Raw genomic sequence first — 14591 nt, 5'->3', positions numbered from 1 at the left:
AAATCGTTTTGATGGGTAAAACAGACCGGCATTCTACTCTTTTACCGGTCTGCGTCCAAATTTACTGGCCGACGTTTAAACATCTGACGATACCAAGCCGCACGACGATCTTGGCGCCAACGCGTTAACTGCCAACCCGTGTCGACACGCTGCCAACGAACTTGACCATTGGCTGCGGTATCTAACCACGTCACATCGGCGTGCTCATAGGCGGCCCGTACCTGTTGCGCGGGCAACCGCCAAGGATTGAATAACCCCGTGGATGCCACCGCCCAAGAAGGATTCACCGCACCAATAAAAGAAGGCGAAGAAGAAGAGCGACTGCCATGGTGCGGCACCAGCATAATATCGCTGTCCAGCTGCGTTTGATCGCCCAAGGATGCAAGCAAATTTGCTTCTCCCTTTATCTCAATGTCTCCGGTCAGTAACACGCTGTATTCCCCGTCAGAGATGCGTATGACGCAAGAGTCATTATTGTCTGCAGGTGCCGTTGCTTCTGGCGGCCATAAGGCGGCGAAGTCTAATCCTTGCCACTGCCAGCGCTGCCCTGCCACACACGTTTGATAGCCAGAGCGTACCTCACTGGCACGGCGCCAACGCGGTGAATATTGAGCGACGATAAAATCGGCACCGCCATCGTGATCACTGTCGCCATGGCTGAGAATAAGACCGTCCAGGCGCTCAATGTGTCGACTTTCTAAAATAGGCGCGATGACCGCCTGTGCAATGCCGCCCACTTGCCAACGATTGCCGGTATCATAAAGGATGGCCTTTCCATTTTTACTCACCAACACCGCAAGACCATGGCCAACATCCAACACATCCACTTGCCAGTTCACCGCTTTCGGCGCGCGCCAGGTGATTAACGCGACGATAAACACAATGACCAAGCCGCTGCATCGATGGCACCGCCAACCATACAATCCTATCGCTAACGCTATCACAGTAAACGCCCATCCGATTGATGCCACCGGTACAGTCAACCAACTCGCTGAGGCATTTTCAGCCAGTGCCATCACCGGGATCAGACTGATATTGGCCCACTGCCAACATAACACGCCCCCTAATCCAGTCGTTGACAAAAAAAGGGCCATAAAAACTAACGGTACCGTTATCATTCCCACCCACGGGACCGCAACCAGATTAATAGGCGTTGCCGCCGCACTCACTCCAGAAAAAAAACTGAGTTGCAGCGGTAACATACCAATCAGCAGTACAAGTTGGACGACCAACAGCTGCTTCAACGGCCGCAGCCAGTGCCAGCGCCGGGGCGCTTGTCCCCAACCGGATGAGCGCGAAAAGCCATAATGCGCAAGACATAAGGCACCGACCGCCGAAAATGATAACCAAAAGCTGACCGAGAAGCCGGCTAACGGATCACGCGCAAGTACCAATAACACGGTGAGTTGCAAAAGATTAAGCGGTGAGACGCTGGCACCAAGACGCTTTGCCACCGACACCAATAACAGCGCAATCAATGCCCGTTGGGTTGGCAGTGCAAATCCCGCTAGTGCGGCATAGACTATCGCGACACCGAGTGCCACATAGAGCGGCAACCATGTAAATAAACGCTGCTCTGGCAGCCAAACACGCGCCCAACGGCCAAGTTGCCACCCCATGCCATAAGCCAAGCCAATGTGTAACCCTGAAATCGCCATCAAGTGGGCCAAACCACTTTGTGTCAATGTGTCCCAATGGGCGGCAGTCAGCCACGATCGCTCGCCCAAACTCAATGCTAAAAGGTGAGGGCCAAACCGAAGTGGTGATAAAGTCGGTGTTAAGGTATCAAGCAGCTGCTGACGCCAAGTAATGGTATCGGTTAATTGTGTGGCCTGTTTTAAACTGGCTTTGGCGTGTATTCGCCGAGCCACATAATATTTTTCCGCATCAAAGCCGGTTTCATTGAGTCGGCCATACGGTGGTTTAAGCCGTACAGTCAGCTGCCAACGCTCGCCCTGCTTAGGAAAAGGTGCCGATTGCCAGTACACACGTACACGCGCTGAACGAAAAGGCGCCAATCTCGATTGATTAATTTTATCGACATCAAAAATAATCGCTTGCGCGCCGGCTTTATCGCTAAAAAGGGTGCCCACAGTGCCCGTGATTGTAGTATCCTTTTGGTTTGAAATGATGTGGATCACGTTGGCTTGATACAGGTTTGCGGATAATACAGCCCAAGTGAGCCCCAGCGCGCTCCCTGCAAGCCACCACCAACGTGTTTTCACCCCGAAAAAAAAGACAATACAGGTAATGGAGCAGACCCAAAACGGCGGTAATACCGGCCACCATGGTAGTGATAGCAAAGTCAGTGCCGCGGTTATCGTAAAGGTTAGCTTCATCGCGTAATTTCCAGGTAATGTAAACAGGTATGCCCAAGAAGTTTTTTCAACGCTATATGCCAAAGCGGGAGGCGTTGCGCGACAATAAGGCGCTACGCGTATTTGGTAGCCTGTTGCAGGATCCCAATCTGTGGTGCCTTAACCGGCGCTCGGCATCAGGGGCCTTTGCGGTGGGGCTGTTTATGGCATTTGTCCCGCTTCCTAGCCAAATGATCATGGCCGCTGGCCTGGCCATTATGTTCGGCGTGAATCTGCCACTGGCCGTGGCTTTGGTGTGGGTAAGCAATCCAATCACCATGCCGGTGATGTTTTATCTCGCTTACAAACTCGGGACCTGGATGCTGAATACGGCACCTATCCCCTTTCACTTTGAGCTTTCATGGCATTACCTTGCCGAGCAAATGAGCCATATTGGCCCACCTTTTTTATTAGGGTGTATCACTAGCGGGCTCGTCTTCGCGGTGATTGGTTATTTCAGTGTGCGCGGTATTTGGCGCTACTCGGTGGTGAGAAGCTGGCAAAAGCGCAAACTTCGCTTGCCTAAGAAAATCAAACAAGTACTCCCAAAGCCGACCAAACCGTCATCTTAGTGCGCACGTAGCGTAGCGCTCGGTGCATCTTGCGCAAGAGTGAGCCCGAGAAGGTGCGAGTGAGATGGAATAGCTGTTGGTCGTTATACAATCGTTAACACCCTTGAGCGAGACAGATCAAAAAGAGCCCGTCGTAACGGGCTCTTTTTGTCGCTGTCTTTTATGCAGGCTATCTTGTATCAAGGCTATTTTGTATTGAAAGCTATCTAGTTTTAGAGCTCTCTGGTATTAAAGCTATCTGGTATTCACGCTATTTGGCACTGAGCACTGCAGCGGGTTGAAGCTGGCAAGCACGACGTGCTGGGTACCAAGCCGCCAGCAAGCTCAGAAGTATCGCCGTGATACTAACAAGTACTACGTCTGTGGCATGTAACTCACTGGGGAGAAAGTTGACAAAATACACATCACCTGACAAAAAACGATGCCCGGCCCAAGCCTCAATCTGAGACAAGATCGCGGTGAGATGACTGGCAATCGCCACGCCCAACACACTGCCAATTGCGCTGCCTAACGCCCCAGAGAACAATCCGTACCAGATAAATATGCGTCGAATCAGGCGATCATTCGCGCCCATTGTGCGTAAAATCGCAATGTCCGCGGCTCTATCTTTTACCGACATCATCAAGGTTGACACCACATTAAAACACGCCACGCCAATCACCAGCACCATCACCAAATACATAATGGCTCTGACCAACTGGATATCGCGATATAAATATCCGAAATCGCCCGTCCAATCTTTTAAGTACACATAAGTAGATAAGGTTTGCCCTACTTCTTGTACGATTTTTCGCGCGTCGAGTACCGGCGAAACCTTAAGCGAGACGCCGGTCACCGCCTCATCCATTCCCATCAGAGCTTGGGCATCTTGGAGACGCATTAATGCCAGCGAATGGTCGATTTGTCCGCCTAACTGCAACAGGCCAGTAACCTGCATTCGCACCCGTTTCGGTGCCCGTAGGTTAAGGCTACTGTCTGTCGCCGGCACCATGACCGTGATCCAGTCACCCTTGCTAACACCGAGCTGAGAAGCAATGCCTTGCCCTAAGACAAGGCGAGACTGCCCCGCTGGCAAACTTTCCCATCCACCATCGATATAATCACCAATCCGGCTAACCGTGCGCTCTGAGGTGGGATCCACCGCGCGAATTTGTGCGGGCTGTAAGCGAGTGCCATGTTCCATCAATGCCGTAAGCTCGACATAAGGCGCCGCCGCTTCCACCTGTGGGTGCCGTTCACTTTGCGCTTGCACCTGTTGCCAGTTTTCAATCGGACCATTGACCCCAAACACCTGCCCATGAGGCACCACCGACAGCACGCGTTGATTCAACTCTCGCTCAAACCCGTTCATGGCCGATAAACCCACAATGATCACCATGACGCCCACCGCGATACCCATGACCGAGGAAAGAGAAATAAAGGAGACCAAGCGATTTCGCTGCCGAGCACGACTAAAGCGCCGGCCTATCGCCAAGGATAACGGTTTCATGATGCCTCCTGCACAACCAAGTGGCCATCTTGCATCATCACTTGGCGATCCAGTTTTGCTGCCAGCTCACTATCATGAGTGACCACTAAAAACGCCGTGCCATGTTTCGCATTCAGTTGTCGCATTAAATCGTAGATCTCTAACGCCGTGGCGTGATCCAAATTGCCTGTCGGTTCGTCGGCCAATACCAACTTCGGCTCATTGACTAAGGCGCGTGCAATCGCCACGCGTTGGCGCTCACCCCCCGATAACTCCGAGGGCCGATGCTTGAGTCGATGCCCAACCCCAACCGCGTTCAAAATCGCAGTGGCTTGTTTGGCTGCCGCTTTATGACTGACTTTGTTGATCAGCAAAGGCATCATCACGTTTTCGAGCGCGGTGAAGTCGGCCAACAAATGATGAAACTGATAAACAAATCCTAAGGTTTGATTGCGCAGTGTCGCCTGTTGTGACGCCGACATCGCACTCACCAATGCATCCTCAATCCAAACATCGCCCTCGCTCGGCGCATCAAGCGTGCCAAGCGTGTGCAATAGCGTACTTTTCCCCGAGCCGGATGACCCCACAATCGCCACCAGCTCGCCCGGGGCTATTGTCATTGACACCTGGTTTAACACACAGGTTGATTGCCCACCTTCTTGATAGGTTTTACTGACACGGTGGCAGGACAACAAAGATTTACTCATAACGCAGTGCCTCAGCAGGGTGAACAGATGCTGCTTTAAATGCAGGGAATAAGGTTGCCAACACGCTTAGCACAACGGCTAAGCCGAGTATCATGGCAACTTGAAACGGATTAACAACCACAGGCAACGCTAAGCCGTTACCCAATAGACTCACTCCGAATATCGCCATGATTTCGTTGATGTATGATGCAATCAATACACCAAGCACGCCCCCAATGGCAGCACCAACCAGACCACTTAAACTGCCTTGAGCGATAAAGACAGCCACAATGTCTCTATCTTTCATGCCCAGTGTTTTTAAAATCGCGACCTCGGATTGTTTTTCCATCACCACCATGATCAGCGCGGAAATGATGTTAAATGCCGCCACCACAATGATCAGACTCAGCATCAAACTCATCATGTTTTTTTCCATTTTCACCGCTTGAAAGAGCTCACCACGCCAACGTCGCCAATCGGTCCAGGTGGCAGGATCGGCCTTGGGTTTAAGCTGGGTAATCGCAAATGGATCATCTAAAAATAACCGTAAGTCGTTCGCTTGGTTTGGGGAAATACCACTCAGTTTTGCGACATCTTCAATGTTGGCCAGCATCAACTGGTTATCGACATCCGTGCCAGTATGAAAAATCCCACCCACGGTAAATAAACGTTGCGCTGGGATCCGACCGATGGGCGTAAAACGACTAGCACTGGTGACCATGACTCGGACCGAATCTCCGACCCGTAATTGCAACTCAGATGCCATCGCGCGCCCTATCATCACTTGATAGCGTCCCGGACGCAGTGCCGACATATCACCTTGCAAAAGGTGGGACGCCAGCGGCTCTGTCGCCTTCGGATCAATCCCTTCAAGTAAACCGGCACTGAGGCCATTACGGCTTTGAATCACCGCATCGGTGGTTTTTATCGGCGCGGTATCGACCACATGCGGCCACTGCTCTATGGTCGATGGTGTCGATCCTAACTGGCCATTGGCGATAATCGCATGGGGCAACACCCCTAAAATGCGGCCTTTGAGTTGGGCTTCAAATCCATTCATCACCGATGACACCGTAATCAACGCCAATACACCGATCGCGATCCCCGCGGTAGACATCGACGAGACAAAACGCCCAAAGCGGTCGGCTGAACGGCCACGCAAATAGCGCAGACCAATAAACACCGACAAAGGTTGATACATAGCACACCTAGCTTATTGTTTTGATTCGCTGCAAGCATACCTGTCCAAGCCAGGCTCGCCAAGTTAACCGCCGCATTTAACCCCTCTGGATAATACAAATCCATGCCTTTAGGGCGAGAAAGTATCGCTAACCTTTACCTCTCGGTAAGGGTGCGTGATAATCATGAATACAATAGCAATGTAAAGGCACAGTGATGAGCCAAGACGAATACTTCTCTGTGCGAGCGGCCATGCGGATAAATGTGGAGCCTCTCGCCGACAATCAACCGCAACCGGACGCGGATGGCTTCATCGCGGAGATCCCCGCGCCATTTCGCTTGGCGAGCCAATGCGGCCAGCTTGATGCTGACGTGGAAAAGGATTTACAGTCGATTGACCCTAATGACGCGTCAGCATTGTTCCGCATTTTGCAGACTCAAAACGAAAAGCTCACACTGATGATGGGCTACATGCTCAGCCATGAAGATCAGCCTTCTCACCGCTTTATCACCCATACCTTTGGGGCGAGTCGTTTTTCGTACCTGAGTCCATCGCCGTTAGCACTTGGAGTACATGCACGCGTCAAGCTGTTCCTTGATCATCCACCCACAGCCATTTATTGCTACGGCGTGGTGACCGATTGCGAGCATCACCAAGAAGACGATGGCAATCAGCCTCACTATTTGATCCAAATCCAGTACACCCGGTTATTGGAAGAAGACCAAGACACTCTCATTCGTGCCGCGTTGTATCATCAGCAAAAACTCTTAAAAAAACGCGCACGCGACCGAAAACAATCAAGCAGTTAAACTCATGACCCAACAACCGCTCTACGCTTTCACTCTGCCCACGGGCCCCGGCGACGTTAAACACCTTGGTAACCTAGCAGGGGCCGCGCTTCCGCTAGCGATTGCAACCTTAACCCAACAGCATGCGGGCCCGGTTTTTCTATTGGTCCCGGATAACCAAACCGCGATGCGATTACAGCCGGCCATTCGCCAGTTCACCCAAGGTGAGTGCGATATTTTTCCGGACTGGGAAACGCTGCCGTACGACAGTTTTTCGCCCCACCAAGACATTATCTCGGCACGCCTATCTTGCTTGTATCAACTGCCGCACCAGAAAACGGGCGTATTAATCGCACCGGCCAGTACGGCACTGCAACGCGTCACACCAAGACAGTTTTTGCACCAACATGCGTTGATGGTGAAAAAAGGCGATATTCTTTCGCTCGAAAAGCTACGTGATCAACTCACCGATGCCGGCTACCGCCATGTTGATCAGGTGATGGAACATGGTGAATTTGCCAGCCGCGGCTCCATTCTTGATTTATTCCCAATGGGCAGCGACGAACCCTATCGCATTGACTTTTTTGATGATGAAGTCGATACCATTCGTCAATTTGATCCGGAAAACCAGCGCTCAACCGGCGAACTGACGCAGATCCAATTACTGCCGGCTCATGAGTTTCCTACCGATGATGCCGCCGTTGAATACTTTCGCGGCCGTTTTCGTGAACACTTTGAAGCGCGCCGAGAGCCTGAGTCGATTTATCAGCAAGTCAGCAAAAAAACCTGGCCAGCGGGGATTGAATATTGGCTGCCGCTATTTTTCGAGCAAACCGAAACCTTGTTCGATTATTTGCCTGACAACACACTTATCTTATCGGTCGGCGATATCGATGCGGCGATCAGCCACTTTGAAGCAGATGTCGCCAACCGCTATGATCAACGCCGTGTTGATCCGCTGCGTCCACTGCTTCCTCCCGATGCACTATGGCTGAGCAAAGACACCCTGTTTGCGACACTCAAACAGTACCCTCGGCTTAAGCTTGAAAGTGACAGCGTCACAAAAAAAGCCGGACGCGAGAATCTGGACATCTCGCCACTGCCGTCACTGACCGTTAACCACCAAGCGAAAGAGCCGTTGGCCGCATTGCGTCAATTTAGCGAAGCGTACAGCGGTAAGGTGATTTTCTCGGTCGAATCGGAAGGTCGACGCGAAGCATTGTTGGATTTACTTAGCCAAGCGAAAATCCGCCCTATGGTCGCAGATGGCTTATCCGAAGCCCTATCACAACCCGGTCGTTTTGGTTTAATCATCGGTCCGGTGGATCAAGGCTTTATTGATAACCCGCGCCAATTTGCCCTGATCTGCGAAAGTGACATGTTCGGCGAGCGCGCCGTGCAACAACGCCGACGCGAAAAACGCAAACAAACCGTCAGTAATGATGCGGTAATCCGCAGCTTGGCAGAGCTCAAACCGGGACAAGCAGTGGTTCACCTTGAGCACGGTATTGGCCGCTATCAAGGTTTGCAGACCTTAGAGGCCGGCGGCTTAAAAACCGAATACATGACGCTCGAATACCAGCAAGGAGCCAAACTGTATGTGCCTGTTGGCGCATTGCATTTAATTAGCCGTTACTCTGGTGGAGCGGAAGACACCGCACCTATCCATAAATTAGGCGGCGAAGCGTGGGAAAAAGCCCGTCGCCGTGCGGCCGAAAAAGTCCGTGATGTCGCCGCAGAGCTTTTGGATGTCTATGCCAAACGCGAAACTAAGCCAGGCTTTACCTTTACTCACGACAAAGAGGCCTATCAAACATTTCGAGCCACCTTCCCGTTTGAAGAAACCGCAGATCAGTCCCAAGCGATTAATGCGGTGTTATCCAACATGTGCCGCCCAATCGCCATGGATCGCCTGGTCTGCGGCGATGTTGGCTTCGGCAAAACGGAAGTGGCAATGCGGGCGACGTTCCTCGCCGTAAACAACAGTAAGCAAGTTGCTGTATTAGTGCCAACCACCTTGCTCGCGCAACAACACTTTGAAAACTTCCGCGATCGATTCGCTAACCTGCCAGTGCGGGTTGAAGTGCTCTCACGTTTTAAATCTGCCAAAGAGCAAAAAGCGATCATGGCCGATTGCGAAGCCGGCAAAGTCGACATACTGATCGGCACCCATAAGTTACTGCAATCCGATGTCAAAGTACGGGATTTAGGCTTACTGATTGTCGACGAAGAACACCGCTTTGGGGTACGTCAAAAAGAGAAAATCAAAGCTATGCGTGCCAATGTTGATATTCTCACGCTCACTGCCACACCGATCCCCCGGACACTCAATATGGCCATGAGTGGCATGCGTGATCTGTCGATTATTGCGACCCCGCCCTCACGACGCTTAGCGGTGAAGACTTTTGTCCGCGAGCGCGAAGACAACTTGATCAAAGAATCGCTCTTGCGCGAAATCATGCGCGGGGGGCAAGTGTACTTTTTGCACAACGATATCGAGACAATAGAAAAAACCGCGAATGAAATCAGTGACATGATCCCTGAAGCTCGCGTGACCGTGGCGCATGGGCAAATGCGCGAGCGTGAGCTAGAAAAAATCATGAGTGATTTCTATCACCAAAAGTACAATGTATTGGTGTGTACCACCATCATCGAAACCGGCATCGATATTCCCTCAGCCAACACCATTATTATTGATCGCGCCGATCACTTTGGCTTGGCGCAGCTTCATCAGTTGCGTGGCCGTGTTGGACGCTCACACCACCAAGCCTATGCGTATCTGCTCACGCCACATCCAAAACGCATGACCAAAGATGCGGTCAAACGACTCGACGCCATTGCCGCGCTGGAAGATTTGGGGGCTGGTTTTACTCTCGCGACGCAAGATTTGGAAATTCGTGGGGCGGGCGAGTTATTGGGCGATGAGCAGAGCGGCCAAATTCAATCGATTGGCTTTACCCTCTACATGGATATGTTAGAGCAAGCGGTTGAAGCCTTAAAAGAGGGCAAAGAGCCAAGCCTAGATGCACTGCTCAATGAACAGACCGACATTGAATTGCGGCTACCTGCCCTATTACCGGATGACTATATTCCAGACATTAATATGCGCCTATCGATGTATAAACGCATTGCCAGCGCCAAGTCCAACGACGACATGAACGAGCTGCAAGTCGAGCTGATTGACCGCTTTGGATTACTGCCTGATGCGGCGAAGAACCTCCTCCACATTCAGCAACTGAAAATACGTGCCGCGAGCCTAGGCGTGAAGAAGATCGAGGCCAGTGAACGGGGTGGCTTAGTGGAGTTTCATGAAAACGCGCAAATTGATCCCGGATTTTTAGTGGGACTGTTACAATCGCGCCCAGATAAGTTTAAGTTTGACGGGCCAACTAAGATCAAGTTTGTCGAAACGCTCACCGACCGACGCGAGCGGATGAACTTTATTGATGAGCTGTTGACTCAATTTGCGAGCCATCAGTTAGTCGCCTAGTGCGTCAACAAACCCAATGAAAGGCGGCTGACAACGTCGCCTTTCATTACCAATGGAGTAACCAGTGAGAAATCATCAACGTCCCGCGAAAGATTGGCGCTCAGCCGCAGGCCTAAAAGGACTTGTGGTGTTATTACTGTTGTCATTAAGCCAGCCCGTCTGGGCTAAACGGCTTTATGATGTCGAATTAATTGTTTTTAAGCGCAACCAAGATCCTGCAAGCGTAGAAGAAAACTGGCCATCGCAAGACAGCGAGAGCAGTGTGAGCCGCGGCGTGCCAGTCACCAATCAACGCGCGTTACAAGACGCCGGGTTAACGCCATTGTCACCTAACCAATGGCAACTTAACGATGCCTACAACAAATTAAAAAACCATGCAGGCTTTACGCCCATGGTTCATGTGGCATGGCGCCAAGATGACAGTGGTCGAGCGGCACTGCCTTTACTGCGAGTGATGGCAGGAAAAGACTATCGCGCAAGTTTTAATCCCGACGGCACGCCGATCAAAGCAACACCTGAGCCGAAGACCGCTGACGACCCTACCGATGGCTTAAGCCGCAAAGACTGGGACGAACAAAGCGTCTCCGAGCCCGCGACACCGCAGGGATTGTATGAACTTGACGGCACACTACGTGTCTATGTTCAGCATTACTTATATGTCGAGGCCGATATGGTGTTACGCGAGCCGACTGAACGTCGCGCTTTAGTTGAAGACATCATTGATATGCCACTGCAACGCGCCGATGCTGCCGCGAATCAAAATAACGATGTGCAAGTGGCAGGGCTACAAAAAGTAGAAAAACAATACCATGTTGAACGCTACTTGCAGCCTTATGCGTTTACCCACAAACGCCGTATGCGCAGTGGTGAAACACATTATCTCGATAATCCAATGATGGGATTAATTATTCAGGTCCGCAAAGTCAATAACGGTTAATCGACAGTCGCTCATTGAAAGCCGTTTATTGAAAGCCGCTCATCAAAAAAATCGCATTAAAAAGCCGGCACATCAAGCCGGCACATCAAGCCGGCTTTTTTAGTTTCACGCTCACAGCCCCAGTCAGACTATGAGGATGACGGTTTCGCGCCCGGCTTGCCCGTATGGCGACGATTTTTACTCATCGGTTTATGCCCTCGTGCTTTTTCGCCCGAACGTTGGCCATCTTGATACTGCTTTGGCTTCTTCGGTTTTTTCGGCTTCAGTGGTCGCGTATCTAACCGGGACTCCGGCAGTGGATTCGCCACTGGGAAACCCTCAAGGCTAAGGCGCGGTAACACTTGCTTGGTTAGACGTTCAATCGCAAAGAGATCTTTAGCTTCGTCGGCACAGACGAGCGAAATCGCATGACCCACAGCGCCGGCCCGTCCGGTCCGTCCAATACGGTGAACATAATCTTCAGCGACATGGGGCAAATCAAAGTTAACCACTTGTGGTAATTGCGCAATATCGATGCCACGCGCGGCAATATCGGTCGCGACAAGCACACGGACATCACCGGTTTTGAATTGCTCCAGTGCTTTGGTACGTGCGCCTTGGCTTTTATTACCGTGAATCGCGGCAGCACTGACGCCATACTCATCTAAATAACGCGACAGACGATTGGCACCGTGCTTGGTTTTACTAAAGACCAACACTTGTTGCCAGTTGTTATCGGCAATTAACGATAAGAGCATCGGCGCTTTTTGCTTTTTATCAACAGGATAAATGCACTGTTCGACACTGGTCGCCGCTTGGTTAGCAGGGCTGACCGAAATCTCAACCGGATTGTTGACCATGCCTTTGGCAAGTTGACGGATCTCATCCGAGAAGGTGGCTGAGAACAATAGATTCTGACGTTTCGCAGGCAAAGCGGCCAAAATCTTACGGATATCACGAATAAAGCCCATATCCAGCATGCGATCGGCTTCATCCAGCACCAACACTTCAAGTTGCGAAAAGTTGACGGCATTTTGGTTATACAGATCCAATAAACGACCCGGCGTTGCCACGAGGACGTCGGCCCCTTTACGCAATTTCATCATTTGCGGGTTTATCTTCACCCCACCATACACCACCAGCGAGGTCAGCGGCGTGTACTGACTGTATTGTTCAACGTTTTTATGAACTTGTGCGGCGAGTTCACGCGTTGGCGTTAAAATCAAAGTGCGAACGTGATTCGGGCGTGCACGTTTACCGGCTTGCAAACGTTCTAAAATCGGTAACGTAAACCCAGCGGTTTTACCGGTGCCGGTTTGCGCCGCAGCCATCACATCTTGGCCTTCAATCACTGCCGGAATCGCTTTAGCCTGAATCGGTGATGGGATGGTATAGCCTTGCTCTTGCACGGCTTTAAGGAGTGGTGCAGATAGTCCTAAAGAGGAGAAACTCATCAATTGATCTCAATAAATAAAAAATGTCGCCACGTGTAGACACCCTACCCGTCGCTTAAGGGCATGAATATCAATATCGTTGTATGAGAAAAACTCGGCGTTCAGGAGGGTTGCTCTAGAAGTGATATCAATAATCTTGATTGCGGCGCCATTGTGACGACTTTCGCGCCATTGAGCAACAATTATCGCAAAAGCGCCATCTTCAAAAAGAAAACCGGAGACAGGCCCCGGTTTAGATTAGGCGTGTTATCTCACTTTAGTGCAGCTTCAAGCTTGGACGTAACACACGGTTAATGCGGCCGACTAACATCATCAAGCCGGTTTTTACATAGCCGTGCAACGCAATTTGATGCATGCGATACAAAGAAATATAAACCACACGCGCGATGCGTCCTTCGATCATCATTGAGCCTTTGGTCAGGTTCCCCATTAAGCTGCCAACCGTGGAAAAGCGGCTTAAGGAAACCAGCGAACCATGATCTTTAAACACATAAGGTTTAAGTTCACGCCCGTTCATTTTCGCAACAATATTGCTAAAGCACAGGCTCGCCATTTGATGAGCAGACTGCGCGCGCGGTGGCACTTTACTGCCATCTTCCTGCGTGCACGCCGCACAATCACCAATCACAAAAATATCGTCGTCACGGGTCGTTTGTAAGGTGTTTTTCACCTCAAGCTGATTAATGCGGTTGGTTTCTAAACCCGCAATATCTTTCAAGAAATCAGGCGCTTTAATCCCCGCAGCCCAAACCATAATGTCAGCATGGATACGTTCACCCGATTTGGTTTCTAGGCCATCTTCATCAGCTTTTACCACAAAGGTGTTGGTTTTTACTGTTACGCCGAGTTTTAATAACTCTTGATGCGCGGCACTAGAAATACGTGGCGGTAACGCAGGTAGGATTCGCTCGCCTGCTTCAACCAAGGTCACATTCAACTTAGAGTTCTCGAGGTCACGGAAACCATAGTTGCGCAGCTCTTTAATCGCATTATGCAGCTCAGCCGACAATTCAACGCCTGTCGCCCCCGCACCGACAATGGCAATATCAACACTGCCGTCACCGTGTTTCGCGTGCAGGCGCATAAACTCATTGTTCATTTCACGGCGGAAACGGTGTGCCTGTTTCGGGTTATCCAGGAAAATACAATTGTCACGCACGCCAGGGGTATTAAAGTCATTAGAGGTCGAGCCAATCGCCATCACTAAGGTGTCATATTCGAGCTCACGCTCGGGCATTAATAGCTCGTTATTCTCGTCATACATGGGCGCGAGGGTGATCACCTTACGTTCGCGATCAATATCCCACAATGTGCCCATTTGGAAATCAAACCCATGATTTTTAGCATGCGCGCGATAGCTTAATGCATCGACGCCTTCATCCATCGATCCCGTGGCCACCTCGTGCAGCAGGGGTTTCCATAAATGACTACTGTTTTTATCGACGAGGGTGATTTCAGCACGGCGTTTGCGGCCTAACGTGCGGCCTAGCTTGGTCGCGAGCTCAAGCCCGCCTGCACCACCGCCGACAACGATAATTTTGGTCACTTCTACATCCTTACCTTAATTAAAAAACACTCGCTAGCCGCACGTATGCCACTAGCTAAAATCGGTCTTAAGTACGCCACTTTCTATTTGTTAGTGACTAACGACATAATCTGTATCAGTGCGTGTGGTTTATT

10 protein-coding genes are annotated in these 14591 nt (G+C 50.9%); 4 read left to right on the top strand and 6 right to left on the bottom strand.

Annotated elements, in window-relative coordinates:
• Nucleotides 1–41: 41 nt before the first annotated feature.
• Nucleotides 42–2339, bottom strand: a complete 2298-nt coding sequence (locus BZG75_RS11215; protein ID WP_077577014.1) for a DNA internalization-related competence protein ComEC/Rec2 — start codon at nucleotides 2337–2339, stop codon at nucleotides 42–44.
• Nucleotides 2340–2368: 29 nt separating this feature from the next.
• On the opposite strand from BZG75_RS11215, the gene BZG75_RS11210 reads away from it, so the two are divergent.
• Entirely contained in the window at nucleotides 2369–2929 is a 561-nt protein-coding gene (locus tag BZG75_RS11210; RefSeq protein WP_021022813.1) for a DUF2062 domain-containing protein, read from the top strand.
• 250 nt (nucleotides 2930–3179) lie between these two features.
• Here BZG75_RS11210 and lolE read toward each other — a convergent pair whose 3' ends face one another.
• The 3 genes from lolE to BZG75_RS11195 are packed head-to-tail and all read right to left on the bottom strand — an operon-like array spanning nucleotide 3180 to nucleotide 6284.
• The gene (gene lolE, locus BZG75_RS11205; RefSeq protein WP_077577012.1) at nucleotides 3180–4421 is read right to left on the bottom strand and encodes a lipoprotein-releasing ABC transporter permease subunit LolE; all 1242 of its coding nucleotides are present in this window, start codon (nucleotides 4419–4421) and stop codon (nucleotides 3180–3182) included.
• A complete protein-coding gene (lolD, locus tag BZG75_RS11200) occupies nucleotides 4415–5104 on the bottom strand; it encodes a lipoprotein-releasing ABC transporter ATP-binding protein LolD (protein ID WP_021022815.1) in 690 nt (229 codons plus the stop codon). Before lolD ends, lolE begins: the two co-directional genes overlap by 7 nt.
• Entirely contained in the window at nucleotides 5097–6284 is a 1188-nt protein-coding gene (locus BZG75_RS11195) for a lipoprotein-releasing ABC transporter permease subunit (RefSeq protein ID WP_077577010.1), read from the bottom strand. The genes lolD and BZG75_RS11195 overlap by 8 nt, the downstream gene beginning before the upstream one ends.
• A gap of 194 nt (nucleotides 6285–6478) precedes the next feature.
• On the opposite strand from BZG75_RS11195, the gene BZG75_RS11190 reads away from it, so the two are divergent.
• The 3 genes from BZG75_RS11190 to BZG75_RS11180 all read left to right on the top strand — a co-directional run bounded on the left by BZG75_RS11190 (nucleotide 6479) and on the right by BZG75_RS11180 (nucleotide 11478).
• Nucleotides 6479–7072: a hypothetical protein gene (locus BZG75_RS11190; RefSeq protein ID WP_021022817.1), complete on the top strand. Its 594-nt coding sequence runs from the start codon at nucleotides 6479–6481 to the stop codon at nucleotides 7070–7072.
• A gap of 4 nt (nucleotides 7073–7076) precedes the next feature.
• Nucleotides 7077–10541: a transcription-repair coupling factor gene (gene mfd, locus BZG75_RS11185; protein ID WP_077577008.1), complete on the top strand. Its 3465-nt coding sequence runs from the start codon at nucleotides 7077–7079 to the stop codon at nucleotides 10539–10541.
• Between the two features lie 64 nt (nucleotides 10542–10605).
• Nucleotides 10606–11478 (top strand): peptidoglycan binding protein CsiV, encoded by an 873-nt coding sequence (locus BZG75_RS11180; protein WP_077460632.1) that lies wholly within the window; start codon nucleotides 10606–10608, stop codon nucleotides 11476–11478.
• Nucleotides 11479–11606: 128 nt separating this feature from the next.
• Here BZG75_RS11180 and BZG75_RS11175 read toward each other — a convergent pair whose 3' ends face one another.
• Nucleotides 11607–12911 (bottom strand): DEAD/DEAH box helicase, encoded by a 1305-nt coding sequence (locus tag BZG75_RS11175; protein WP_021022820.1) that lies wholly within the window; start codon nucleotides 12909–12911, stop codon nucleotides 11607–11609.
• Nucleotides 12912–13167: 256 nt separating this feature from the next.
• Nucleotides 13168–14457, bottom strand: a complete 1290-nt coding sequence (locus BZG75_RS11170; protein WP_077460634.1) for an NAD(P)/FAD-dependent oxidoreductase — start codon at nucleotides 14455–14457, stop codon at nucleotides 13168–13170.
• Nucleotides 14458–14591 lie beyond the last annotated feature (134 nt).

The organism is Salinivibrio sp. AR640 (assembly GCF_001995405.1).
GTDB lineage: Bacteria > Pseudomonadota > Gammaproteobacteria > Enterobacterales > Vibrionaceae > Salinivibrio > Salinivibrio costicola.
Note: the sequence above shows the minus strand (reverse complement) of the source record. Positions and strands in the feature narration are given on the sequence as shown.